Below are 25,741 nucleotides of genomic sequence, written 5' to 3' on the forward strand. Positions count from 1 at the left end.
CCGGCACCGAGCCGACGGTCCGGCCGGGACTGACGTCCCGGCCGGACCGTCACCGGTCACTAACCGGCGGTGGGCGGTCAGGCCGCGCCGAACCGCCACTGCTGGTTGGTACCCCCGTGGCAGGTCCACTGCACCAGCCGGGCCCCGTCGGTGGTGGCGCCGCCGTTGACGTCCAGGCAGAGCCCGCTCGGCACGCTGCGCACCGTGTACACCCCGGAGGTCCCGGTGGCGGTGGCGGTGAACTTCTGCTGGTTGCCGTTGGTGCAGGCGGCCTGCTGGAGGAAGGCGCCGGCGGCGGTGGAGCCGCCGGTCACCTCGGCGCACTTGCCGCTGTGCACCGCCTTGAGGTACACCGCGCCGCCACCGGCGTCAACGGCCTGCCACTTCTGGTTGTTGCCGCCGGTGGCCGCCCACTGGTTGATCTGGGCGCCGTCGGCGGTGGAGACCCCGCTGACGTCCATCACCTTGCCGCTGTGCTGGGCGGTCAGCGTCCAGGTCCGGCCGGCCACGCCGGTGGGGCCGGGCGTGCCGACACCCGAGCCGCCGAAGGTGTGCGAGTCCAGGTCGAACCAGTTGTTCGCGCTGCCCTTGAACACCAGGTACAGCTGGTGGGTGCCGGCCAGCGCGGTGACGTTGACCGGCGGGGTGGACTGGTAGTTGTTCCAGCCGCCGGTGCTGGGCACCGGGGTGGTGGCCAGCAGCGTGCCGGTCGGTGAGCCGGCGCGCAACTCGATCGTGCCGCCGCCCGAGGGCGAGGACAACCGGTAGCTGACGGTGCTGATGCCCGACAGGCTCATCGGGGTGAACGCCACCCAGTCGTTGTTGGAGATGTCCCCGACGCGTTTGCCGCTCTCCGCCGCGGCCTGGTCGATCACCCGGGTGCCGGACTGGCTGCTGTAGTACTCGGCCTGCTTGTGCTTGGGTTGCAGGATCACCTGCGCGTACCCGGTCAGCGGCGCCGCCCCGCCCGCGCCGCCGTTGTCGGTGTAGCGGGCGTTGAGCACGTAGAACAGGTTGGCGCCGTCGGGGTGCCCGCCGAGCAGGTCGGTGGAGATGGTGCCCGAACAGCCCGGGTACTCGGTGGTCTCGTGCGCGTGGTCGTCATGGCCGAGCGCCGGGTTGAGGATCACCTTGGCGCAGTCGACCGTGCCGCCGTCCGGATCGGTGACGCTGATCTGGTACGACACCCGGTCACCGAAGGTGAGCATGCCACCGTTGGCGGGGGTGGTGATGGTGACCACCGGCGCGGTGTTGCCCACGGTGATCGTGACGTTGGCGAAACCGGTCTTGCCGGTGTTGTCGGTGACCTTCAGCTGGGCCGTGTAGTTGCCGTTGGCGGTGTAGACGTGCGACGGATTGGCCGCCGTCGAGGTGGTGCCGTCGCCGAAGGTCCACTGGTAGCTCAGCGTGTTTCCGGGGTCGGGGTCGGCGGTGCCGGCGCTGCTGAACTGCACGGTCAACGGCGCGTTGCCGCTGGTCGGAGTGCCGGTCGCCTTGGCCACCGGTGACCGGCCGCCCTGGACGTAGTCGATGCGGTACAGCCCGGAGTCGCTGTTGCCGCCACCGAAGTTGGTGCCCCACTCCAGCAGGTAGAGCGAGCCGTCCCGGCCGAACTCCAGGTCCATCGGCTTGTTGAACCGCCCGTTGGGCAGGAAGGAGTTGGTCCGGGTCACCGCGGTGGCCGAGTCGAAGTGCACCTCCTTGAGGTAGCTGCGGGACCACTCGTAGAAGAAGTGCACGCCGTCGTAGTAGGGCGGGAACTTCGTAGGCGACGGGTTCGCCGGATCGTACCGGTAGACCGGGCCGCCCATCGGCCCGGAGCCGCCGGAGCCGAGTTCCGGGAAGTTCGGCGAGGTGCCGTAGCCGTACCACAGGTTGGGCGCGACGACCGGCCGCAGGCTGGTCAGGCCGGTGTTGTTCGGCGAGTTGTTGACCGGCGCGGAGCAGTTGAACTTCGCCCCGACCACGCCGGTGTCCGGGTTGTACGGGGCGTAGGGCTGGTTGTCGCCGTGGCAGAACGGCCAGCCGTAGTTGCCCGGGGCCTTGATCACGTTGAGTTCGACCAGCCCCTCGGGGCCCCGGTTGGTCGTCGGCGGGTTGCGGTCCGGCCCGTAGTCGGCCAGGTAGACCCAGCCGTTGGCGGGGTCGATGGAGAAGCGGAACGGGTTGCGGAAGCCCATCGCGTAGATCTCCGGCCGGGTCTGCGCGGTGCCCTGCGGGTAGAGGTTGCCCGCCGGGATGGTGTAACCGCCGCTGGCCTGGGGCCGGATCCGCAGCAGCTTGCCACGCAGGTCGTTGGTGTTGCCGGCGGTCCGGGCGGCGTCCAGGTTCGCCTTGCCGGAGCGCCAGTCCAGCGGGGCGTAGCCCTGCCAGTTGGGGTCGAGGTTCGGCGGCACGTCGTCACCGGTGCCGATGTAGAGGTTGCCGTCCGGCCCGAACTCGATGTAACCGCCGGTGTGTCCGGGCTCGGGGAAGGTCCGGTCCCGGGTGGCCGGGATGTCGATGACGGTCACCCCGCTGGAGGTGTTCAGGGTGTCGCCGGTGAGGGTGTAGCGGGAGACCCGGTTGACGTCCGTGGCGCTGCCGGCGGGGGAGTGGTACAGGTACACGTAGCCGTTGGTGGCGAAGTTGGGGTCCAGGGCCAACCCGGTGAGTCCGTCCTCGCCACCGGTGTAGACGCTGAGCGTGCCGGCGGTGACGGTGCTGTTCGTACCGGGTTTGAATATCTTCACCTGCCCGCCGCGCTGGACGTAGAGCACCCGGCCGTCCGGTGCCACGGCCAGCGCCATCGGGTCGACGGTGTTGTCGTCCAGGGCGCGTTTCTCGAAGTTGCCCCAGACCGTGCCGCCGCAGTCGCCGGGCTCGTTGCCGGCGGCCCACTTGACCCCGCCCAGGATGTGGTTGCGGAAGTGGGTCTCACTGTAGGACTCGATGGCGTGTCCCATGCCGGTGCTCCACACCCGGCCGCCGGAGACGTTGCGGCACCAGGAGATCGGATGGTCGGGCCCCATCGCCCGGGCACCCGGGTTGTACGTCCGCTCGTCCGCGGTGACCAGGACGTGTACGTCGCCCCGGGGATTGCGGTCGAAGTTGTACCACTCCTCACTGCGGTTCCAGCGGTCCGGCAGGCCGGCCGTCGACGGGTGTTTCCTGTCGGCGACGATGGCGGTGCCGGGCAGCACACCGGGGGAGTGCTCGGTCATGTGCGCGCCGGCGTTGACCGTCTGGTCCCACCACGGGTACTCGCCCTCGATGCCCATGTCGGTGGCGTTGTGTACCGCGACGATGCCCTTGCCGCTGGCGAGGTAGCCCTCCACCGCCTGGCGTTGGGCCGCCGAGGTCCACACCATGCCCGAGGTCTGGAACATGATGAGCACGTCGAAGGTGGCGAGGTTGGCGGGGGTGAAGACGCTGGAGTCCTCGCTGTGCACCAGCTCGAAGTTGTTCGCCGCCGCCTGTTGCTGGAACATCGAGATCCCGGCGGGGATTGAGTCGTGACGGTAACCGACTGTCTTGGTGAACAGCAGGGCGCGGAAGGCGGGAGCCGCCGTTGCCGGATTGACCAGGGCGAACGCGAGCACCAGGCCCGTGATCACCCCGGTGATGAGGGTGTTGCGACGCATGCCGTCTCCTAGGTCGGGCGGAGCAACGGGGTGGTGACCACGGGCCACCCGCATCCCCACGGCGCGCCGGGTCGCAGCGCGCGTGAGGTGCGGGTGTCCGGTCGGTCGTCGTACCGTCCGCCGCGACGGCAGTCAGCGCCGCGATATGTCACGCAGCGTCATTCTTGACCGGGCTGGAGCCCGTGGTGGCGCAGAGTCAGGATGGGATCGACATCAATGACTGTCAATGTTTTTGCTAACATTTCTTCCCCTGACTGCTCCCCTTTGATCTGTCGATCTCGGTCGGGCTGGTGTCGTGTCCGGTCGATGGGTGACGGGAAAGTCTTGGCCCGCCGAGGATTGCGAACTCATACCCGAACATCTATCTTCATACGTGTGACGTTTCGGTCATGTCAAGAAGAAGTTGCGCACGAGGGCATCGCGGCTGTCCGCAGGGCATGGCGCCCAAATGTTGAGCCCCGTCAATGATTACTGAACGTAAGGGATCTGGATGTCGGATGCGCAGCCGTTGCTCGCCCTGCGCGGGGTCGGCAAGTCCTTCCTCGGGGTACGCGTACTCGACGCGGTCGACCTCGACGTCACCCCCGGTGAGGTGCACGCCGTCGTCGGCGAGAACGGTGCCGGCAAGTCCACCCTGATGAAGATCGTCTCGGGCGGGCACGCGCCGGACGGCGGCACCGTCGAGTTCGCCGGCCGGCCACGTTCCTTCCGTGGCCCGCGCGATGCGCAGCACGCCGGCATCGGCATCATCCACCAGGAGTTCAACCTGCTGCCCGAGCGCACCGTCGCGGAGAACGTCCACCTGGGACACGAGCCGGTCCGCCGGGGTCTGGTCGACCGGCGGGCGATGCTCACCCGTACCCGCGAGCTGCTCGACTCGATCGGGCAGCAGGCGGTGCCGGCGGACGTCCCGGTGCGCCGGCTCGGCGTCGCCCGGCAGCAGGTCGTCGAGATCGCCAAGGCACTCGCCCTGGACGCCCGGCTGCTCATCATGGACGAGCCGACCGCGGCGCTTGCCGACCACGAGGTCGAGCTGCTCTACGCGCTGGTACGACGGCTGCAGGAGCGCGGCATCGGCCTGCTCTACGTCTCCCACCGGCTCGCCGAGGTCTTCGACCTGGCCGACCGGATCACGGTGCTCAAGGACGGTCGCCGGGTGACCACCGTGCGCACCGCCGACACCACCGCCGACGAGTTGGTCCGTCACATGGTCGGCCGGGAGCTGTCCCACTACTACCCGGACCGGGCCCGCCCCGACGACCGTGGCCCGGTCCGGCTCACCGTGCGCCACGGGACCAACCGGCGGCTGCGCGGCGTCGACCTGGAGCTGCGCGCCGGGGAGGTGCTCGGCCTCGGCGGCCTGCAGGGTTCCGGCCGCTCGGCGGTGGCCCGGGCGATCTTCGGTGTCGAGCCGTTCACCGCCGGCGAGCTGACCCTGGACGACACCCCGGTCCGGCTGCGTTCACCACGCGCCGCGATGCGCGCCGGCATCGCCTACGTCACCGAGGACCGCAAGGGCGAGGGCATCGTCGCCCGGCAGTCGGTACTGGACAACGCCCTGCTGGCCAGCCGGGCGGTCGGCACCGGGCGCGCCCGCCGGGGCGTACGGGTGCGGGAGCTGCTCACCGCCGTCCAGGTCAGGGCGGCCGGTGTCGACCAGGAGATCCGATTCCTCTCCGGCGGCAACCAGCAGAAGGTGGTGCTGGCCCGGTGGCTCGCCCTCGACCCACGGATCCTGCTCTTCGACGAACCCACCCGGGGCATCGACGTGGGCGCCAAGTCGACAATCCACGACCTGGTCCGTCGCCTCGCCCGCGACGGCGCGGCGGTCCTGATGATCTCCTCGGACCTGCCGGAGCTGCTGGGCATGAGTGACCGGATCGTGGTCATGCGCGACGGCGCGGTCGCCGGTGAGCTGCCCGCCGGTGCGACCGAGGAGGAGGTCGTCGCCCTGGCCGTCGGCACCGCCCGATGAGTGCGCTGTCGCTGGCTGCCGTGCCCCGGCGGGTACCGGGGGTGTTCCTGGCCCTGGCCCTCACCCTCGCCGTCGGCTGGCTGGTCGTCGCGGTCAACGGTGGTCAGCTGTTCAACCAGGCGACCACGGTGAGCCTGCTGCACGTCGCCGCCGGGCTGGGCCTGGTCGCCGTCGGCCAGACCCTGGTCGTCCTCGGCGGGTCGCTCGACCTGTCGGTGGCGTACGTGATCAGCCTGAGCACCCTCGTCGCGGCCGAGACGATGAACGGCAGCGACGGCGCGGTGCTGCCGGCGGTCGGTCTGACCCTGGCCGTCTGCGCCGGCGTGGGGCTGCTCAACGGGGTGCTCGTCACCCGGCTGCGGGTGAACGCCTTCATCGCCACCCTCGGCGTCGGGCTGCTGCTCAAGGGCTACCTCGACAGCGGCTACGACGGTCCGGCCGGCAGCACCGCCCCCGCGCTCGTGCAGACGCTGGGCTATCAGCGGATCGGGCCGGTGCCACTGTCCTTCCTGCTGCTGGTCGCGGTGGCCGGCGTGGCCTGGTTCGCGCTCGCGCGCACCCGCTTCGGCCACCACCTGGTCGCCGTCGGCGGGGACCCCGAGGTCGCCCGACTCTCCGGGGTACGCACCACCCGGGTCCTGCTCACCGCCCACGTGCTCTGCTCGCTCTGCGCCGGGCTCGCCGGGATCTACCTGGCCAGCCGGCTCGGCTCCGGCGCGCCCCGGGTGGGCACCGAGGGCCTCTACGACCTGGAGTCGATCGCCGCGGTGGTGATCGGCGGGACCGCCCTGGCCGGCGGGCGCGGCGGTGTCCTCGGCACCGTCGCCGGGGTGCTGCTGCTGGCCAGCATCGACGCCACCTTCAACCAGCTGGAGGTGGACGCCTTCTTCAAGCAGGTGGTCCGGGGCGTCGTCATCATCGCCGCGGTCGCCGTCTACGCCCGCCGGAACCTGCGAAAGGCGGCGTGGCGACCGTGATGTCGACCCTGCGCTCCCGTCCCCTGCCGTTGCGGGTCCGGCCCGGTGGCCTGCTGCCCATCCTGGCCATGCTCGCGGTGCTGCTGCTCCTGGTCGCCGTCCGGCAGCCCGACTTCCTCGCCCCGCCGTCGCTGATGTCGTTCCTCGGCCGGTCGGCGCCGATCATCCTGCTCGCCGCCGGCCAGTACTTCGTGATCGTCTCCGGGGAGTTCGACCTCTCGGTGGGTTCCCTGGTCACCGCCCAGGTGGTCGTCGCCGCCCGGCTGATCGACAGCGATCCGGGTAGGACCTGGCCGGTGGTGGCGGTGCTGCTCGTCGGGGGCGCGCTGGTCGGCCTGGTCAACGGCCTGATCACCACCCGCCTGCGGGTGCCGTCGTTCGTCACCACCCTCGGCATGTACCTGATCCTCGTCGGCGCGGTGTACCTGTGGTCAAACGGCGCGCCCCGGGGCGGGCTGTCCGAGCCGTTCCGGCAGTTCGGCCGGCGCGGGTTCGAGGACGTACCGGTGCTCGGTCGGGTGCCGTACGCCCTGATCGTGTTGCTGGTCGTGGCGGCGGTGGCGATGCTGCTGATGCGCTCGGACTTCGGCCGGACCCTGGTCGCCGTGGGCGACAACCCGCGCACCGCCGAGCTGAGCGGGGTGCGCGTCTGGCGTACCCGGACGATCGCCTTCGTGCTCAGCGGCCTCGCGGCGACCGTGGCGGCGATCCTGCTCGGCGGCTACAGCGGCGTGTCGTTCCAGGCCGGCGCCGGCCTGGAGTTCGGCGCGATCACCGCGGTCGTGCTCGGTGGCGTCGCCCTGGGCGGCGGTCGCGGCGCGGTGCTCGGCGCGATGCTCGGGGCGCTGACCCTGGAGCTGCTCTTCGCCCTGATGAACTTCTACGGCGTCCCCGGCGCCCTCAGGTCGACCGTCCAGGGCGCGATCATCCTGCTCGCCGTGGCGGTCTCGGCAACGCGATCCGTTCCGAGATAAGGGGAAACCATAGTGCGACGTGGCCTGGCGGCGTTGACCGCCGTCACCCTGCTGGCCCTGACCGGCTGCGCCACCGACGAGCCGACGACCGGCCCGTCCGGCAGCGCCGCCGCCGGCCCGGGCACCGGGGAACAGTCGAAGTTCTTCGTCCGCGCCGACTACGACGCCGAGTTGGCGCTGCTCGACGCCGCCCCGACCGGGCCGGCGGACAAGCCGTGGGAGCAGGCGCTCAACCCGACGATGAAGGACACGGCCACGTTCAAGAAGGCCGGCCCGCACAAGCTGTGCTTCTCCAACGCCGCGCTGAACAACCCGTGGCGACAGGTCGGCTTCAAGACCATGCAGGCCGAGGTCGCGGCGCAGGGCAGCCGGATCAGCGAGTTCGTGCACGTCGACGCCGAGGGCAAGGACCAGAAGCAGATCGCCGACATCAACGACCTGCTCGGCAGGGACTGCGACGCGCTCATCGTCTCGCCGAACACCACCGCCACGCTGACCCCGGCCGTCGAGGCGGCCTGCCGGGCGGGTCTGCCGGTCGTCGTCTTCGACCGCGGCGTGGACACCACCTGCCCGGTGACGTTCATCAACCCGATCGGCGGCTACGGCTTCGGCCACGTCGGCGCCCAGTTCGTCAGCCAGCGGATGAAGCCCGGCGGCAAGGTGCTCGCCCTGCGTATCCTGCCCGGCGTCGACGTGCTGGAGACCCGCTGGTCGGCGGCGAAGGTGGCCTTCGACAAGGCCAAGGTCGACGTGGTCGGGGTCGAGTTCACCGACGGCGACCCGGCCAAGACCAAGAAGATCGTCGACGACTACCTCCAGCGCCACGGCACCATCGACGGCGTCTGGATGGACGCCGGCGCGGTCGCGGTCGCCGCCGTCGAGGCCTTCCAGGACGCCGGCAAACCCGTCCCGCCGATCAACGGCGAGGACCAGCTCGACTTCCTCAAGGTCTGGAAGGACGCCGGGCTCACCGCCATCGCCCCGACCTACCCCACCTACCAGTGGCGTACGCCGATCATCGCCGCGCTGCGGATCCTCGACGGCCAGCAGGTCGCCAGCCCGTGGAAGCTGCCCCAGCCGACGATCACCCAGGACAACCTGGACAGCTACCTCGACGCGGACATGCCGCCGCTGCACTACGCGATGTGCGGCTGCACCGACCTGCCCGGCTACCCACAGCGCTGGAAGTAGGGCAGCCGGTGTACGCCATCGGCGTCAACCCCTGGGTGTGGGCCTCACCGGTCGACGACGCGGCCCTGGCCGAGTTGGTGCCCCGCATCGCCGGGATGGGCTTCGACGCCGTCGAGCTGCCGATCGAGCAACCCGGCGACTGGGATCCGGGGCGTACCCGGGATCTGCTGGACGCGCACGGGCTGGTCGCGGCCGGGGTCTGCGCGGTCACCCCGCCGGGGCGGGACCTGGTGGCCGCCGCCCCGGCGGTGGTCGAGGCCAGCGCGGCGTACCTGCGGGGTTGCGTGGACAGCGCGGCGGCGCTCGGCGCGCCGTGTGTCGGCGGACCGGTGTACGCCTCGGTGGGCCGGACCTGGCGGATGTCGGCGGCCGAGCGCGCGGCCTGCTACGCCGACTTCCGTCGGGCGCTCGCCCCGGTCGCCGAGTACGCCGGCGAGCGGGGCGTGGGCCTGGGCGTGGAGGCGCTCAACCGGTACGAGACAAGCGTGGTCAACACCGTCGCGCAGACCGTCGAGCTGATCGACGGGCTGCCATCGAACGTTGGCATCATGATCGACACGTACCACCTGAACATCGAGGAGGCCGACCCGTACGCGGCGCTCGCCGCCGCCGGGCCGTACCTCACCCACGTCCAGGTCAGCGGCACCGACCGGGGCGCGGTCGGCGCCGACCACCTGGACTGGCCCCGGTTCTTCGCCACCCTGGCCACCACCGGCTACCGGGGCGCGGTCTGCGTCGAGTCGTTCACCGCCGACAACGACACCATCGCCACCGCCGCGTCGATCTGGCGACCGCTGGCCGCCAGCCAGGACCAGCTCGCCACGGACAGCCTGACCTACCTGCGCCAGCTGCTCCGCTGACACCCGATCGGCACCACCACCACCGGCACCGCCATCCGAGTAAGGAGATCCCGCCGTGTCCGTACCGTCCCCGGGGCCACCCGCAGGCGGGTGCTGGCCGCGGCCGCGACCGTCGTGGTCACCGCCGTGGCCACCGTGACCGTCGTCGCCGCCTCGACCGCACCCGCCCTCGCCGCCACCACCACCCTCTACGCCGCGCCGTCGGGCAGCGGTACCGACTGCACCGCCGCCGCGCCGTGCTCGCTGACCGGCGCGCAGACCGCGGTCCGCGCCCGCACCGGCGCGATGTCCGGTGACATCGTCGTCGAGCTCGCCGACGGGGTGTACCGGCTCACCTCCCCGCTGCGGATGACCGCCGCCGACTCCGGGACCAACGGGTACCGGGTGGTGTGGCAGGCCGCCGCGTCGGCCCGTCCGGTGCTCAGCGGCGCGCGGGCGACGCAGGTGCCGGTGACTCAGAACACAATGGACGGTGCAGCGCGCAGCGCCATAGCATCCGCGCCATGTTCCCCCGCTTACCCGTCCGTGGTGCGCTCAGTGCGTTTCTCGCCGTGGTGCTGGCCCTGTCCGCCACGGCCGTTGCGGCCCGTGCCGCCGACGACTCCCGTGTGACCTTCGGGGTCGGGTACTCGGCCTGGCAGGAGTCGTACATCGAGACCGCCCTCAACCAGACCTATCCGGCCCGCTACTACGACCGCGACGACGATATGCCGCTCGACCCGGGTGAACTGCGGAAACGGGACGAGGTGTGTGTGGGCGACATCCGCGACATGTCCGCGGAGCAGTTGGCCCGCTGCGCGGTACGGAAGAAGTACGACGTGCCCTCGGGCGACGCCCTGCCGGGGGCGGTCCTCATCCGGGTCGATCCGGCCGCGGACGATGTCGTCTTCGAGGTGCCGGGCCCGGCGTCGGAGGAGAACGAGAAGGAATGGACGGCGTTCGTGATCTCGACCATGGGCAGTGTCGGCAAACCGATCGTGCAGGGGCTCTGCATGGCCTGGCGTGCCCAACGCGGTGCCAACGTGGCCGACCCGCCGCAGGTCGCGGGCTGCGCGGGGGTCTCCGAGCTGGTGGCCAACTTCGTCTCCCGCGGCGCGGAGAACCTGCGGGACGGCGAGTTCAGGGATCCGCACGCCTGGGGCGCTGATCTGCTGGCCGCGGTCGTCGCCGGCGGACTCGCCTGGCTGTGGGAGTACAAACTCGTCGGCGTGGTCCAGAACGACGGCAGGGCGTTCTTCCAGGCGGTCATCGCGGCCCCCATCCAGCAGATGGCCCAGGGCGTCGGCCGCGCCTGTCCAGGCTGCAAGAAGTACTTCGGCTCCGTGTACCACGTCTTCTACGACGCGATCTTCCAGCAGCTTCCGCTGACCGGTTCGCCGACCGGTTCGCCGACCCCCACCCCCCGTGGCCTGTCGGCGTTGCGCGTGATGCCTCTCGGTGACTCGATCACCTACGGCGTCGGCGTGCAGGACCCGGAGGGCACGGGATACCGTGCCCGGCTCTGGAACGGCCTGGCGGACGAGGCGGTGCTGGACTTCGTCGGCTCGCAGAGCAGCGGAACGCTGCCGGACAAGAACCACGAGGGCCACCCGTACTGGCGGATCGATCAGATCGGCCAGCTTGTCGAGTGTGCGATTCCGAGACACCGGCCCAACGTGGTGCTGCTGCACATCGGCACCAACGACATGTCGTACAACGTCGACGTGGCGGGTGCTCCGGCGCGCCTGGACGCGTTGATCTCCAAGATCGTCAGGTTGGCGCCGGAGACCACGGTCCTGGTGGCGCAGCTGGTCCCGGCGTACAACCAGGGCACCAACAACCAGGTGCAGGCGTACAACGCCGCGATTCCCGGCATCGTCGCCCGGCACCGGGCGGCGGGCGAGCGCGTCCGGGTCGTCGACATGAGCGCGGTGACCAGGGCCGACCTGACCGACTCGGTCCACCCCAACGCCGAGGGGTACCGCAAGATGGCCGACGCGTTCCTCGGTGCCGTCAAGGCGGCCCGTACCGAGGGCATCATCGTCGACCCGGTCGCCGGTGACGCCGGGGCGTGCACGCCGACCACCGGCAAGGCGCCCGACTCCCTCTCGGACGACAGCACCGCCTCCGGTACGGGCTGGCGCTGGCAGGGACTCGTCGCCCCGGGGGTCGGCGCGACCCGCGACCGCGTCCACTTCGCCGACGTCGACGGTGACGGACTCGACGACTACCTGGTCCTCGACGACCAGGCAAAGGTCAAGGCGTGGACCAACGCGCACACGCTCGGTGACGGGTACGGCTGGCGCTACCGCGGCGTCGTCGCGACCGGCGTGGGGGCCGTCCCGGAGAACGTGCGGTTCGCCGACGTCGACGGTGACACCCTGGACGACTACCTCGTGCTGGACGGCACGGGCCGGGTGTCGGCCTGGATCAACGAGTACACCCCGGCCGGCAACTTCGGCTGGTCGTACGCCGGGGTGATCGCCACCGGTGTCGGGGCGACCCGGGAGCAGGTCCGCTTCGCGGACCTGAGCGGTGACGGCAAGGACGACTACCTGGTCGTCGACGACCAGGGCCGGGTCACCGCCTACGCCAACGAGTACCACGGTGGCGGCACGTACGGATGGTCGTGGATGGGTCAGGTGGCCAGCGGGGTCGGGGCGACCCGGGACCGGGTCCGGTTCGCCGATGTCAACGGCGACGCCCGCGACGACTATCTCGTGGTGCACGACGAGGCGCACGTGAACGTCTGGCTGAACACGGTTCCCCGGGTCGTCGTGCAGGCGCCCGGCGGCAGGCCACCGACGATCGAGTGGCAGAACCACGGCCGTACCCTGACGGCGAGGGGGGCGAACCGGGACCAGGTCCGGTTCGCGGACGTCAACGGTGACGGCAAGGAGGACTACCTGCTGGTCGACTCCGCCGGTCGGGCCGCCGCCGCGCTCAACGACCAGTACGGCCGCCCGCAGGCGTGGGACTGGCAGGGCGTCGTCGGCCAGAACCCGGACACCTCCACCAGCAACGGCATGGTCGACCTGACCGGTGACGGCAGGGCGGACTGGATCGCGGTCCGGTCGGACGGGACCGTCGCGGCGTGGATCAACCGGCAGAGCCAGGGCGGCGGCTACGGCTGGGACTACGCCGGACGGATCACCACCGGCGTGACTCCGGGCCGGGAGCGGGTCCGCTTCGCCGATGTCGACGGCGACGGCAAGGACGACTACCTCGTGCTCGACGACAACGGCGCGACCAGGGCCTGGATCAACAAGTACGCCCCGTCCAGCGGCTTCGGCTGGGACTACGCGGGGGTGATCGCCCCGGGGGCCGGAGCACCGAAGGAACAGGTGCGGTTCGCCGATCTCGACGGCGACCGCAAGGACGACTACGTGGTGCTCGACGGCGACGGTGCGCTCAAGGTGTGGCTGAACCGGCGGACGACCGGGTACGGCTGGGACTACGCCGGGCGGATCGGACCCGGCCTGCACACCGCGCGCGACGAGATCCACCTCGCCGACCTCAACGGTGACTTCCGCGCCGACTATCTGCTGGTGGACTCCGCCGGCCGGGTCTGGGCCTGGCTCAACCACTACCGGGACGGCCGTTTCGGGTGGTGGTTCGACGGTCTGGTCGCCTCCGGGGTCGGCGCGAGCGGCTCGCAGGTCCGGTTCGCCGACCTCAACGGTGACCGTCGGGCCGACTACCTGGTGGAAAGCCCGAACGGCCAGATCAGGGCCTGGACCTTCCACGGGTACGTGGTCGCCCAGGACGCGCCGATGCCCGAGGCGCCGACGACCCCGGACGTCGATGTCGACCTGGATCCCTGCGCACTGGTGGTGGCGAACCGGTTGCCCTGCTGAGCCGGGCAACCAGCGCGGGCGTCACCTTCTCCCCGGTGGCGCCCGCGGCCGTTCGGCGACCCGAGCGACCGGCGGCGGGGGCGCTAGCGCGGCGGTGCGGAGTTTGACGGGCTCGGCGTCGGCGCCGGGGTGGCGACCGGCCGGTCGGCGGTGGCGAGCAGGAAGAGCACCGCGCCCAGGGCGACCACGGCCATCGCCGCGAGCGTGGCGATCCGGGACCGCCGCAGCGCCTGCCGGACCTGCCAGACGTGCACGAACTCCAGCAGCCGTCGCTGCAACTGCCGGGCGAGGCGTTCGTTGGCCTGGGCGTCCCGCAGGGCCTGGTCGAGCACCGTCCGGGTCGTCGGATCCCGCTCCTGGCTGAGCAGGATGGCGAGCTGAGCCGCCGCGGCGGCGTGGGTGGTGACGCCGGCCCGCAGGTCGGTCACGCTGTCGCCGAATGGTCCATAGAAGGCACCGGGATCGGTGCCGATCCGGGCCCGCAGCCCGGCCAGGGCCGGGGTGTCCAGGGTGGCCAGCGTGGTGACCGGCGGGGTCAGCGCCTCGGCGGCGAACCAGATGCCGACGCCGACCCCGGCCAGCGCGACGACCAGCCCGACGAAGGCCCACAGGGCGTCACCGGCGGTGCCGACCCGGCCGACCGCCGTCAGCGGCCCGACGCCGAGCAGGAGCGAGCCGACCGCGGCCGCGGCGGCGACCAGCCACTTCGCGGTCGCCCGCATGTCCGGCACCGCGTCCAACGGCGACGGCCCCGACGGTACGTCCGGGGGCTCGCCGTCGCCGGTCGCGGCGCTCACGACGGGCTGTCGTCGGGTTGGTCCGGTGCCGCCCCGTCGTCCGGGTCGGCCTGGCCCGGTGTCGCCCCGTCGTCGGGCTCGGCGCGCACCAACGGGCCGGGGTCGGCCTCGACCAACCGGCGGTAGGGCACCCAGCGCTGGCCGTCGTAGGTCTGCACCACGCCGTTCTGTACCCGGATCTCACCCCGCTCGGGTGGGCTGGCTGTCATGGTCGTCCTCTCGCGTCCACGGTAGACCCTAGCCTTCCGCGTGGTCGGGGGAGCAGGTGCGGGCAGCGTCGTTGATCCGACTGCTGCGGTGCCGGGGTCGGATCGACGGTGAGATCACCTATTCAGGGGCGGCGTCAACAGACGTTCCGTCCTTGACGGGCGTGCGAAACTGGCCGCGTGCAGGAGAACCCGACCATCACGGCGGCGGAGATCGCCCGGCTCGCCGGGGTCGGTCGGGCCGCGGTCAGCAACTGGCGCAAACGGCACCCCGATTTCCCCGCTCCGGTGGGCGGCACCGTGGCCAGCCCCGAGTTCGACCTGGTCGAGGTCGAGCAGTGGTTGCGGGTGCAGGGCAAGCTTCCCGAACTGGCCACCGCCGACCGGCTCTGGCGGCACCTCGCCGCCGTCAGCGGCTCCCCGACGGCCGGCCTCGCCGCCGTGGGCGCGCGGCTGCTCGACCGGCACCGTGGTGTGCCGACCGGCCCGGTCGACGCGCAACTGGCCCCGCTGCTGCCCGACCTCGACGCCCTCGCCGACGAGTGGGGTCCGCAGGGCGCCTTCGACCAGCTCTGGCACCGGTTCGGCGCACCGGGGCCGGGGCGGTCCCTCGCCACCCCGGACGACCTGGCGGACCTGATGGTCGGGCTGGCCGACGTGGCGGGTGGCGTCGTGCTCGACCCGACCGCCGGCTCCGGTGCCCTCCTGCGGGCCGCCGTGCGCGCCGGCTGCACCCACGCCTACGGGCAGGAGCTGGATCCGGACCTGGCCGCGGTCGCCGGGCTGTGGTTGGCCCTGCGGGACGTGCCGGGGGAGGTGGTCGCCGGGGATTCGCTGCGCGCCGACGCCTTCGCCGGCCGGGCCGTCGACGCCGTCGTCTGCCATCCGCCATTCGGGGCCACCAACTGGGGTGACGACGAGTTGGGCCACGATCCACGCTGGATCGTCGGCACCACCCCCCGGACCGAGCCGGAGTTGGCCTGGGTCCAGCACACCCTGGCCCATCTGCGGGTCGGCGGACACGCCGTGCTGTTGATGCCGCCCACGGTGGCCAGCCGACGAGCCGGCAAACGGATCCGGGGTGAGCTGCTGCGTCGTGGCCACCTGCGGGCCGTCGTCGCCCTCCCGGCCGGGGCGGCCGCGCCGCACGCCGTACCCCTGCACCTGTGGGTGTTGCGACGGGCCGCGCCCGACGCGCCGCCGCCGCCCCGGGTGCTCCTGGTCGACGCCGCCGCCGGTGGCTCGGTCGGGACCGCCGCCGCCGGTGGCTCGGTCGGGACCGCCGCCGGTGGCGGCCTGGCCGGGACCGCCGCACGGGTGCGGGCCGTCTGGCGGGCCTTCGCCGCCGGGGACGCCGAGGTCGACCGGGACGGCTTCGCCCGCGCCGTTCCGGTCATCGAGCTGCTCGACGAGGATGTCGATCTGACCCCCGCGCGCCGACAGCCCACCATCGGGCGCGGTGCCACCGCGGAGCACCTGGTCCGCACCAGGGCGCGACTGACCGACGCCGTCGCCCGGCTCTCGGCGCTGATGCCGCAGGTAACAGCCGCCGCGTCGGGTGCGCCGGCACCGGAGACCCTGTCGGTGGCCGAGCTGGTCCGCACCGGCGCCCTGCACCTGATCGGCCCGGTCCGCGCCGCACCGGGCGCGGCGCCCGGTGGCCCGGGGGGCGCGGGCCCGGGCGACGGTGACGTGACGCCGGCCCGGGTGCTCACCGGGCGGGACGTCGTGGCCGGCACGGATCCCTCCGGGTACGACGACGGCACCCTGTCCGAACGGGTCGAGCTGCTGGTCGGGGACGTCGTGGTGCCGGTGGCGGCCCCGCAGATCGTCCCCCGGGTGGTCAGCACGCCGGGGGCCCTGCTGGGCGGGCAGCTCTACCTGCTGCGCCCCCACCCGGGCGCGCTGGACCCGTGGTTCCTGGCCGGACAGCTGCGCAGCTCCGGCAACGACCGGCAGAGCGCGAGCCTCTCCGGTACCCGGATCGACGTGCGGCGGGCGCAGATCCGCCGGCTCTCCCTCGACGAGCAGCGCGGGCACGGGCAGGCGTACCAGCGGTTGGTGGCCTGGGAGGCGACCTTGGCGGAAGTCGGCGTGCTCGGTGCCGAGTTGGCCCGCCTCACCGGCGACGGTCTCGCCGACGGCGCCCTGCTGCCCGAGGGGCAGCCCGACTGAAGCCCTGGTCGTCGGGGCGGTGACCTGAGTCTTTGCTCAAAGTTCTGACCCGGTCGGGTGAACCGGACCACTCTTCGGCCCGTCATGCGGGTGGCGGCGGCGGCCGCCCGAGCGGAACGAGGAGTGTGAGATGAGACTGAGACTCGGTGGGCGCGTGACGGGGCCCGGCCCGACCGGCAACGCGTCGGAAGCATCGGCCCGACCGCTGGTCCGCCGGGGTGTCGCGGTCGCCACCGCGGTGCTGTTGGCCGGTGGCTCCGTCCTCGCCGGGGTGGTCGCCATGGGTGACGAGCCGGCGGCGGCGCACGGCTCGATGCAGTCCCCGGCGAGCCGGATCTACCTCTGTTACCAGGAGGGGCCGGAGACGCCGCGCTCGCCGGCCTGTCAGGCCCTGCGCGAGGCCGGCGGCAGTCAGCCCGTCTACGACTGGAACGGTGTCCTGGTGTCCGACGTGGCCGGGCGGCACCGGCAGGTCATTCCGGACGGCAAGCTGTGCAGCGCGGGCAACGAGGCGTTCCGGGGCCTGGACCTGCCCCGGGCGGACTGGCCGGCGACCAGCCTGCCCTCCGGCGGTGACCACCGGTTCCTCTGGCACGGCACCGCGCCCCACGTGGGCACCTTCGAGTTCTACGTCACCCGGGACGGCTACCAGCCCGACAAGCCGTTGACCTGGGCCGACCTGGAGTCCGAGCCGTTCCTGCGGGCCGACCGTCCGCAGTTGCGCGACGGGGTGTTCCGGATCGACGGGAAGCTGCCGGCCAAGCGGGGCCGGCACCTGATCTACACGATCTACCAGCGCACGGACAGCCCGGAGGCGTTCTACGCCTGCTCCGACGTGACGTTCGGCGGCGGTGACGCACCGGCCCCGCCGCAGCAGCCGGAGGTCCAGCCGCCCGGCGGTGTCTTCCTCGAGCGTGAGTCGCCCGCCCCGGAGCAGCCCGCGCACACCGAGCACGAGCACGCCCCCGAGCAGCACGACGAGCACGACGAGCACGACGAGCGACCCGGACAGCCCGGCGGGGGCGAGCCGGAACGGGCGCCGCACACCCCGGAAACTCCTCCGTCGGGCGAGGTCGCCGGGTGGGCGGCCGGCACCGCCTATCCCGCCGGAGCACAGGTGACGTACCAGGAGCGGACCTACGTGGCGGTGCAGGCGCACACGGCACAGCCCGGCTGGGACCCGCCGCTGGTGCCGGCCCTCTGGCACGCGGTCGCGCCGACCGAGGCCGCCGGCGGGGTCGCGGCCTGGCAACCGCAGACGCCCTACGAGACCGGCTCGCACGTGACGTTCGAGGGAGTGGTCTACATGTGTCGCCAGGGCCACATCGCACTGCCCGGTTGGGAGCCGACCCGGACGCCGGCGCTGTGGGAGCCGATGGGGTGACCGCCGGCACCGCCCCGCCCCGCCCCGTCTGTCGGGACCGGGGCGGTGCGGTGCTGCCCCGACGGTGAGCGCGGTGCCGAGTCCGTGCCGTTTCCGCCGCCGGGGGTGCGACCGGCGGTGCCAAACTTTCGCGAAACATGGCGGACACATCTTGACGTCCGCAGCGCCATCGACGAGAGTCCATGTAGACGCGATGGCTGGCCGCCGGGGGCCGGGTGCGTCGGGTTCTCCCACGCACACATCGGTGTCAGGGCGCCAGGGCAGCGCTTGTTAACGCTAACACGGACGGCTGGTCGCCGACCCCCACGTGGGCCGGCCGACCCCTGCCGGACGCGCCGCCTTCCCGCATCACGTCCTGCGCAAGGAGAGCATCGTGACCCGAACCTTCCCGCGACGTGCCGTCGCCCTGCTCGCGAGCGTGCTCTGCGTGGTCATGCTCGGTCCGGCGGCGGTACGGGCGGACAACCCCATCGTCCAGACCATCTACACCGCCGATCCGGCGGCGCTGGTGCACGACGGCCGGGTGTACCTCTACACCGGACACGACGAGGACGGCTCCACGTACTTCACCATGAAGGAGTGGCGGGTCTACTCGTCGGCGGACATGGTGAACTGGACCGACCACGGCGTACCGATGAACCTGGCCACCTTCAGCTGGGCCAGCGCCGACGCGTGGGCCGGCCAGACCATCTACCGCAACGGGCGCTTCTACTGGTACGTGCCGGTCAAGAACCGGGCGACCGGGCGGATGGCCATCGGCGTCGGGGTGTCCGACAGCCCCACCGGCCCGTTCCGCGACGCCATCGGCCGGCCCCTGGTGGAGAACGGGGAGATCGACCCGCACGCGTTCATCGACGACACCGGACAGGCCTATCTGTACTGGGGCAACCCGAACCTGTGGTACGTGCGGCTGAACGCCGACATGATCTCGTTCTCCGGCAGCCCGACGCAGATCCCGCTGACCGCGGCCGGCTTCGGCGCCCGCAGCGGCAACCCCAGCCGGCCCACCCTGTACGAGGAGGGGCCCTGGGTCTACAAGCGCAACGGCACCTACTACAACGTCTTCGCCGCCGAGTGCTGCTCGGAGTTCATCGCCTACTCCACCGCCCCCGGCCCGACCGGCCCGTGGACCTACCGCGGCACGATCATGCCCCGGCAGGGTGGCTCGTTCACCAACCACGCCGCCGTCATCGACTTCAACGGCGGCTCGTACTTCTTCTACCACAACGGGGCGCTGCCCGGCGGCGGCGGCTTCACCCGATCGGTGGCGGTGGAGAAGTTCAGCTACCGGGCCGACGGCACCATCCCGACGATCAACATGACCACCACCGGCGCACCCCAGGTCGGCACCCTCAACCCGTACGTGCGCCAGGAGGCCGAGACGATCGCCTGGGCGTCCGGGGTGGAGACCGAGCCGGCCAGCGAGGGCGGGATGAACGTCGGTTGGATCGAGAACGGCGACTACGTCAAGGTCAAGGGGGTCGCCTTCGGTGCCGGCGCCACCTCGTTCACCGCCCGGGTGGCCTCGGCAGGCAGTGGCGGCCGGATAGAGGTGCGCCTGGGCAGCGTCAACGGCACCACCGTGGGCACCTGCACCGTCGGCGGTACCGGCGGCTGGCAGACCTGGACCACCATCACCTGCCCGGTCAGCGGCGCCACCGGCACCCAGGACGTCTTCCTGCGCTTCGCCGGCGGCAGCGGCAACCTGTTCAACGTCAACTGGTGGCAGTTCAACCAGGGGTCGGGCCCGCCGCCGACCACCCCACCGACCACCCCGCCGCCCACCACCGCACCGCCCACCACCGCACCCCCGACCACCCCGCCGCCGGGCGGCAGCGGCTGCACCGCCACCTACCGCACCGTCAACAGTTGGGGCGGCGGGTTCCAGGGTGAGGTCACCGTCACCGCCGGTACCGCGGCGATCACCGGCTGGCAGACGCGCTGGAGTCTGGCCAACGGCCAGAGCATCAGCCAGGTCTGGAACGGCACGCTGAGCACCAGCGGCTCGACCGTCTCGGTCGCCAACGCCAGCCACAACGGCGCCCTCGCCGCCGCCGGTTCCACCACGTTCGGCTTCATCGGCGGCGGCACGCCGTCCACCCCGACCGTCACCTGCACCGCGAACTGAGGACACCGTGATGACAACACCGCACAGATCCCACCTGGCCGCCGTGGCGTTGGCCATCCTGATGGTGCTCGGCGTGGGGGCCGTGACGCTCCCCGCAAGCTTCGGCGGGACCGCCCGCGCCGCGGACGTCACGCCGATGGCGGCGACGGCCGGCTGCGGAAAGGCACCGACGCTGGCCAGCGGAACGCACACCATCCAGAGCAACGGTAAGAACCGTACGTTCATCCTGCGGGTCCCCGACGGCTACGACGTCAACCGGCAGTACCGGCTGGTCTTCGGGTTCCACTGGCGTGGCGGGACCGCCACCGACGTCGCCACCGGGCAGACCGTGCAGCGCGACGTCTGGTCGTACTACGGGCTGCAGCGGCTGGCGAACAACAGCACCATCTTCGTGGCCCCGCAGGGCCTCAACAACGGCTGGGGCAACGCCGGGGGAGAGGACATCACCTTCGTCGACGACATGATCCGCCGGATCGACGCGGGCCTCTGCGTCGACACCACCCAGCGTTTCGCCCTCGGGTTCAGCTACGGCGGGGCGATGAGCTACGCGGTCGCCTGCGCCCGGGCCACCGTCTTCCGGGCGGTCGCGGTCTACGCCGGTGGCCAGCTCAGCGGGTGCAGCGGCGGTACGCAGCCGATCGCGTACTTCGGCGCGCACGGCATCCGCGACGGCGTGCTGAACATCTCCGGTGGCCGTACGCTGCGGGACCGGTTCGTCCGCAACAACGGCTGTGCCGCGCAGAACCCGCCCGAGCCGAGTCAGGGCAGCCTGACCCACCGCAGCACCACCTACTCGGGCTGCCGGGCCGGGTACCCGGTGGTGTGGGCGGCGTTCGACGAGGGACACATCGCCGCCCCCCAGGACGGCGCGACCGGTGACAGCGGCTCCCGGACCTGGCTGCCGGCCGAGACCTGGCGGTTCTTCACCCAGTTCGAGGGCACCAGCCCGACGACGCCGCCGACCACGCCGCCGACCACGCCCCCGACCACGCCGCCGCCGGGCACCGGCGCCTGCCGGGTCACCGCGACCGTCAACGCCTGGAACAACGGCCTGACCGAGGACCTGACCATCACCAACACCGGCAGCACCGCGGTCAACGGGTGGTCGCTGGTGTTCAACCTGCCCGGCGGACAGAGCATCACCTCCGGCTGGAACGCCACCTTCGCCCCGGCCAGCGGGCAGGTCACCGCCCGCAACGTCGCGTACAACGCCAGCATCGCGCCGGGAGCCTCGGTCGGCATCGGCTTCCAGGCGACCCACACCGGCAACACCGCCAGACCGACCTCGTTCACCCTCAACGGCGCCACCTGCACCACCGGCTGATCCGCCGGCCCGTCGCGGGCGGACCCGAGCCGGTCCGCCCGCGACCACCACCGGCACCACCGGCACCGCCGTCCACCGGGACACCCCCGCCCGGTGCACCCGTCGACAGGAGTGACGTCTGATGACAAGGCGTAGTACCAGCACCGGAGCCCTGGCGGTCGCCGTGGCGCTCGTCGTGGCCCTGGCCGGCATCGTGTTCACCGGCACCCCCGGTCCGGTGTCCGCCGCCGGCGCCCTGGCCGCCCCCGCCGACGTCGGCGCCCAGGCGGCGACCGCAGGCTGCGGCCGGGCCCCCACTTTGGCCAACGGCACCTACACCATCCAGAGCGGGGGCAAGAACCGCAGTTTCATCCTGCGGCTGCCCGACGGTTACGACCGCAACCGCCCGTACCGGTTGGTCTTCGGCTTCCACTGGTGGGGCGGCACCGCCGTCGACGTGGCCACCGGCCAGACCGTGCAGCGCGACGTCTGGGCGTACTACGGGCTGCTGCGGTTGTCCGGCGACAGCACGATCTTCGTGGCCCCGCAGGGCATCAGCAACGGCTGGGCCAACGCCGGCGGCGAGGACGTCACCTTCGTCGACGACATGCTCCGCCGGATCGAGGGCGACCTCTGCGTGGACACCACCCAACGGTTCTCCGTCGGGTTCAGCTACGGCGGCGGGATGAGCTACGCGCTGGCCTGTGCCCGGCCGAACGTCTTCCGCGCGGTCGCGGTGCAGTCCTCGCCCGGCACCCTCAGCGGATGCAGCGGCGGTACCCAGCCGGTGGCGTACCTCGGGGTGCACGGTATCGGCGACAACATCGCCAGCGGACGGTCGCTGCGGGACCGCTTCGTCCGCAACAACGGCTGCACGGCCGCGAACCCGCCGGAGCCCCGGGCGGGCAGCCTGACCCACACCGTCTACAGCTACTCGGGCTGCCGGGCCGGTTACCCGGTGGTCTGGGCGGCGTTCGACGGTGGGCACATCGCCGCGCCGCAGGACGGCGCCGGTGGCGACAGCGGCTCGCGGACCTGGGTCCCCGGCGAGGTGTGGCGCTTCTTCACCCAGTTCGCCGGCACCACCCCGACGAACCCACCCACCACGCCGCCGACCACGCCGCCCACCACGCCGCCGACCAATCCGCCGGCCGGTGGCTGCACCGCCACCTACGCGACCGTCGGGCAGTGGCAGGGCGGCTTCCAGGCCGAGGTCACGGTGACCGCCGGCAGCACCGCCCTGACCGGATGGCGGGTCAGCTGGACACTGGCCAGCGGGCAGAGCATCACCCAGATCTGGGGTGGCCGTAACGCCCCCAGCGGCAGCACCCAGCACGTCTCCAACGAGACCTGGAACGGCAACCTGGCCGCTGGCGCGTCCACCACCTTCGGCTTCGTCGGCGGCGGCCCGGCCACGACACCGTCGCTCACCTGCGTCCGCGCCTGACCGGAGCGGCTGGGAGAAACCGATGACGGACATGACCCGCAGGAACGTGCTCAAGGCCTCCGCGGCAGGCGCCGGGGCCGCGCTGGTGCCGACCGCCTGGACCGCCGTCGCCCGCGCCGGCTCCCAGGCACCGCCGCAGGCGCTGGCCGCCGGTGACCTGGCCCTGTGGTACGACGAGGCGGCCGGCACCGACTGGCTGCGGGCGCTGCCGATCGGCAACGGCCGCCTCGGTGCGATGGTGTTCGGCAACGTCGACACCGAACGGCTGCAGCTCAACGAGGACACCATCTGGGCCGGCGGCCCGTACGACTCGGCCAACAGCCGGGGGGCGGCCAACCTGGCCGAGATCCGGCGGCGGGTCTTCGCCGACCAGTGGAGCCAGGCGCAGGACCTGATCAACCAGACCATGATGGGCACCCCGGGCGGTCAGCTGGCCTACCAGCCGGTGGGCAACCTGAGGCTCGCCCTCGGCGCGGCCAGTGGCGTGTCGCAGTACACCCGGACCCTCGACCTGACCACCGCCACTGTCACCACGACCTACCTGCAGAACGGCGTCCGGTACACCCGGGAGGTCTTCGCCAGCGCGCCCGACCAGGTGATCGTGCTGCGGTTGACCGCCGACCGGGCCAATTCGATCACCTTCAACGCCACCTTCGACAGCCCGCAGCGCACCACCGGGTCGAGCCCGGACGCCGCCACCATCGCCCTCGACGGCATCTCCGGCAACATGGAGGGCGTCACCGGCTCGGTACGCTTCCTGGCCCTGGCCCACGCGGTGACCACCGGTGGCACGGTCAGCAGCTCCGGCGGCACCCTGCGGGTCTCCGGGGCCACCAGCGTGACCGTTCTGGTCTCGATCGGCTCCAGCTACGTCAACTACCGCACGGTCAACGGCGACTACCAGGGTGCCGCCCGTACCCGGCTCAACGCCGCCCGGACCGTCGGCATCGACCAGCTGCGCAGCCGGCACCTGGCCGACTACCAGGCGCTGTTCGACCGGGTACGCATCAACCTGGGGCGCACCGCCGCAGCCGACCAACCCACCGACGTACGGATCGCCCAACACGCGTCCGCCAACGACCCGCAGTTCTCCGCCCTGCTGTTCCAGTACGGGCGGTACCTGCTGATCTCCTCGTCCCGGCCGGGCACCCAGCCGGCGAACCTGCAGGGCATCTGGAACGACTCGATGACCCCGCCCTGGGACTCGAAGTACACGATCAACGCCAACCTGCCGATGAACTACTGGCCGGCCGACACGACGAACCTGTCGGAGTGCTTCCGGCCGGTCTTCGACATGGTCCGGGACCTGTCGGTGACCGGTGCCCGGGTAGCCCAGGCGCAGTACGGCGCCGGCGGTTGGGTCACCCACCACAACACCGACGGTTGGCGGGGCGCGTCGGTGGTCGACGGGCCGCTGTGGGGCATGTGGCAGACCGGCGGGGCCTGGCTGGCCAGCCTGATCTGGGAGCACTACCTGTTCACCGGCGACGTGGAGTTCCTGCGTACCAACTACCCGGCCCTCAAGGGGGCCGCCCAGTTCTTCCTGGACACCCTGGTCACCCATCCGACCCTCGGCTACCTGGTCACCAACCCGTCGAACTCGCCGGAGCTGGCCCACCACACCGACGTCAGCGTCTGTGCCGGGCCCACCATGGACAACCAGATCCTGCGGGACCTGCTCGACGCGGCGGCCCGCGCCAGCGAGGTAGTCGGTGTCGACGCCACCTTCCGCGCCCAGGCCCGTGCCACCCGGGACCGGCTGCCCCCGATGCGGGTCGGCTCCCGGGGAAACATCCAGGAGTGGCTGGCCGACTGGATCGAGCCGGAGCGGACCCACCGGCACGTCTCCCACCTGTACGGCCTGCACCCCAGCAACCAGATCACCCGGCGCGGCACCCCGCAGTTGTACGAGGCCGCGCGCCGGACGCTGGAGTTGCGCGGTGACGACGGCACCGGCTGGTCGCTGGCCTGGAAAATCAACTTCTGGGCCCGGTTGGAGGACGCCGCCCGCGCCCACAAGCTCGTTCGTGACCTGGTGCGCACCGACCGGTTGGCACCGAACATGTTCGACCTGCACCCGCCGTTCCAGATCGACGGCAACTTCGGGGCCACCTCGGGCATCGCCGAGATGCTGCTGCAGAGCCACAACGGTGAGCTGCACCTGTTGCCGGCGCTGCCGACCGCGTGGCCCACCGGGCAGGTGAGCGGGCTGCGCGGGCGGGGCGGGTACACCGTCGGGGTGGCCTGGAGCAGCGGCCAGGCCGACGAGATCGTGGTCCGGGCCGACCGGGACGGCACCCTGCGGCTGCGGGCCCGGCTGTTCACCGGCGCCTTCACCGTCACCGACGTCAGCGACGGCAGCACGCCGGCCACCACCCGTCCGGAGACCGACGTCGTGCAGCTCACCGTCCGGTCCGGCCGCACCTACCGGGCGGCCCGGCCCGGGGTGACGCCCACCCCGACGGTCACCCCCACCACTCCCGCGCCGCCGACGACACCCCCGACGACGCCGCCCACCACGCCGCCGACCACCAGCCCACCCGCGCCGTCGGGTGCCCGGGCCACGTACCGGGTGACGAACTCGTGGTCCGGTGGCTTCCAGGGTGAGGTCACGGTCACCGCCGGTACGACGGCGATCCGGGGTTGGACGGTCACCTGGACCTTCGCCAACGGGCAGGTCGTCAACCAGGTCTGGAGCGGGGTGCACAGCCAGAGCGGGGCGAACGTGACGGTGCGCAACGCCGACTACAACGGGGCGCTGCCCGCCGGTGGTGCCACCACCTTCGGGTTCATCGCCACGGTCAACGGCAGCACCAACAACCCGCCGACCAACCTGACCTGTACGACTACCTGACCGGCGGGGCG

Annotated in this window: 16 protein-coding genes; 13 read left to right on the forward strand and 3 right to left on the reverse strand. The window is 72.0% G+C overall.

The window, feature by feature from the left end:
- Nucleotides 1–77: 77 nt before the first annotated feature.
- Nucleotides 78–3,623: a ThuA domain-containing protein gene (locus GA0070617_RS14155; protein WP_091437441.1), complete on the reverse strand. Its 3,546-nt coding sequence runs from the start codon at nucleotides 3,621–3,623 to the stop codon at nucleotides 78–80.
- A 490-nt stretch (nucleotides 3,624–4,113) separates the two neighbouring features.
- Here GA0070617_RS14155 and GA0070617_RS14160 point away from each other — a divergent pair, with 490 nt between their 5' ends.
- From GA0070617_RS14160 to GA0070617_RS14190, 7 genes are all read left to right on the forward strand, one after another.
- Nucleotides 4,114–5,598 (forward strand): sugar ABC transporter ATP-binding protein, encoded by a 1,485-nt coding sequence (locus tag GA0070617_RS14160; RefSeq protein WP_091437445.1) that lies wholly within the window; start codon nucleotides 4,114–4,116, stop codon nucleotides 5,596–5,598.
- Nucleotides 5,595–6,575 (forward strand): ABC transporter permease, encoded by a 981-nt coding sequence (locus tag GA0070617_RS14165; protein WP_091437448.1) that lies wholly within the window; start codon nucleotides 5,595–5,597, stop codon nucleotides 6,573–6,575. The genes GA0070617_RS14160 and GA0070617_RS14165 overlap by 4 nt, the downstream gene beginning before the upstream one ends.
- A complete protein-coding gene (locus tag GA0070617_RS14170; protein WP_229688627.1) occupies nucleotides 6,563–7,549 on the forward strand; it encodes an ABC transporter permease in 987 nt (328 codons plus the stop codon). The genes GA0070617_RS14165 and GA0070617_RS14170 overlap by 13 nt, the downstream gene beginning before the upstream one ends.
- A gap of 12 nt (nucleotides 7,550–7,561) precedes the next feature.
- On the forward strand, nucleotides 7,562–8,740 hold the full coding sequence (locus GA0070617_RS14175; protein ID WP_229688628.1) for a substrate-binding domain-containing protein: 1,179 nt from the start codon (nucleotides 7,562–7,564) through the stop codon (nucleotides 8,738–8,740).
- Between the two features lie 8 nt (nucleotides 8,741–8,748).
- The gene (locus tag GA0070617_RS14180; RefSeq protein ID WP_091437451.1) at nucleotides 8,749–9,600 is read left to right on the forward strand and encodes a sugar phosphate isomerase/epimerase family protein; all 852 of its coding nucleotides are present in this window, start codon (nucleotides 8,749–8,751) and stop codon (nucleotides 9,598–9,600) included.
- A 90-nt stretch (nucleotides 9,601–9,690) separates the two neighbouring features.
- Complete coding sequence (locus GA0070617_RS14185) at nucleotides 9,691–10,212, forward strand: hypothetical protein (RefSeq protein ID WP_229688629.1); 522 nt, start codon at nucleotides 9,691–9,693, stop codon at nucleotides 10,210–10,212.
- Entirely contained in the window at nucleotides 10,209–13,436 is a 3,228-nt protein-coding gene (locus GA0070617_RS14190; protein ID WP_175440529.1) for an FG-GAP-like repeat-containing protein, read from the forward strand. The genes GA0070617_RS14185 and GA0070617_RS14190 overlap by 4 nt, the downstream gene beginning before the upstream one ends.
- An 83-nt stretch (nucleotides 13,437–13,519) precedes the next feature.
- Here the strand turns inward: GA0070617_RS14190 and GA0070617_RS14195 are convergent, their stop codons facing one another.
- Both GA0070617_RS14195 and GA0070617_RS14200 read right to left on the reverse strand, forming a co-directional pair.
- Complete coding sequence (locus tag GA0070617_RS14195; protein WP_091437458.1) at nucleotides 13,520–14,233, reverse strand: hypothetical protein; 714 nt, start codon at nucleotides 14,231–14,233, stop codon at nucleotides 13,520–13,522.
- Entirely contained in the window at nucleotides 14,230–14,442 is a 213-nt protein-coding gene (locus tag GA0070617_RS14200) for a hypothetical protein (RefSeq protein ID WP_091437461.1), read from the reverse strand. Before GA0070617_RS14200 ends, GA0070617_RS14195 begins: the two co-directional genes overlap by 4 nt.
- Before the next feature lie 177 nt (nucleotides 14,443–14,619).
- On the opposite strand from GA0070617_RS14200, the gene GA0070617_RS14205 reads away from it, so the two are divergent.
- The 6 genes from GA0070617_RS14205 to GA0070617_RS14230 all read left to right on the forward strand — a co-directional run bounded on the left by GA0070617_RS14205 (nucleotide 14,620) and on the right by GA0070617_RS14230 (nucleotide 25,730).
- Nucleotides 14,620–16,614 (forward strand): N-6 DNA methylase, encoded by a 1,995-nt coding sequence (locus GA0070617_RS14205; protein ID WP_175440530.1) that lies wholly within the window; start codon nucleotides 14,620–14,622, stop codon nucleotides 16,612–16,614.
- Between the two features lie 130 nt (nucleotides 16,615–16,744).
- Complete coding sequence (locus GA0070617_RS14210) at nucleotides 16,745–17,998, forward strand: lytic polysaccharide monooxygenase (RefSeq protein WP_217628810.1); 1,254 nt, start codon at nucleotides 16,745–16,747, stop codon at nucleotides 17,996–17,998.
- Nucleotides 17,999–18,431: 433 nt separating this feature from the next.
- Nucleotides 18,432–20,126 carry a family 43 glycosylhydrolase gene (locus GA0070617_RS14215; RefSeq protein WP_229688633.1) on the forward strand — a complete coding sequence of 565 codons (1,695 nt, stop codon included), beginning with the start codon at nucleotides 18,432–18,434 and terminating at the stop codon, nucleotides 20,124–20,126.
- 10 nt (nucleotides 20,127–20,136) lie between these two features.
- Nucleotides 20,137–21,450 carry a CE1 family esterase gene (locus GA0070617_RS14220; protein WP_091437464.1) on the forward strand — a complete coding sequence of 438 codons (1,314 nt, stop codon included), beginning with the start codon at nucleotides 20,137–20,139 and terminating at the stop codon, nucleotides 21,448–21,450.
- A 121-nt stretch (nucleotides 21,451–21,571) separates the two neighbouring features.
- Nucleotides 21,572–22,876 (forward strand): CE1 family esterase, encoded by a 1,305-nt coding sequence (locus tag GA0070617_RS14225; RefSeq protein WP_091437467.1) that lies wholly within the window; start codon nucleotides 21,572–21,574, stop codon nucleotides 22,874–22,876.
- 22 nt (nucleotides 22,877–22,898) lie between these two features.
- Entirely contained in the window at nucleotides 22,899–25,730 is a 2,832-nt protein-coding gene (locus tag GA0070617_RS14230; protein WP_091437471.1) for a glycosyl hydrolase family 95 catalytic domain-containing protein, read from the forward strand.
- The last annotated feature ends 11 nt before the right edge of the window (nucleotides 25,731–25,741 follow it).

This window comes from Micromonospora yangpuensis (genome assembly GCF_900091615.1).
GTDB lineage: Bacteria > Actinomycetota > Actinomycetes > Mycobacteriales > Micromonosporaceae > Micromonospora > Micromonospora yangpuensis.

Excerpts from the sequence above, each read along its gene's own strand:
- GA0070617_RS14155 (WP_091437441.1), bottom strand. The coding sequence starts at position 3,623 with ATGCGTCGCAACACCCTCATCACCGGGGTGATCACGGGCCTGGTGCTC.
- GA0070617_RS14160 (WP_091437445.1), top strand. The coding sequence starts at position 4,114 with ATGTCGGATGCGCAGCCGTTGCTCGCCCTGCGCGGGGTCGGCAAGTCC.
- GA0070617_RS14165 (WP_091437448.1), top strand. The coding sequence starts at position 5,595 with ATGAGTGCGCTGTCGCTGGCTGCCGTGCCCCGGCGGGTACCGGGGGTG.
- GA0070617_RS14200 (WP_091437461.1), bottom strand. The coding sequence starts at position 14,442 with ATGACAGCCAGCCCACCCGAGCGGGGTGAGATCCGGGTACAGAACGGC.
- GA0070617_RS14210 (WP_217628810.1), top strand. The coding sequence starts at position 16,745 with ATGAGACTGAGACTCGGTGGGCGCGTGACGGGGCCCGGCCCGACCGGC.
- GA0070617_RS14215 (WP_229688633.1), top strand. The coding sequence starts at position 18,432 with ATGCTCGGTCCGGCGGCGGTACGGGCGGACAACCCCATCGTCCAGACC.
- GA0070617_RS14220 (WP_091437464.1), top strand. The coding sequence starts at position 20,137 with ATGACAACACCGCACAGATCCCACCTGGCCGCCGTGGCGTTGGCCATC.
- GA0070617_RS14225 (WP_091437467.1), top strand. The coding sequence starts at position 21,572 with ATGACAAGGCGTAGTACCAGCACCGGAGCCCTGGCGGTCGCCGTGGCG.
- GA0070617_RS14230 (WP_091437471.1), top strand. The coding sequence starts at position 22,899 with ATGACGGACATGACCCGCAGGAACGTGCTCAAGGCCTCCGCGGCAGGC.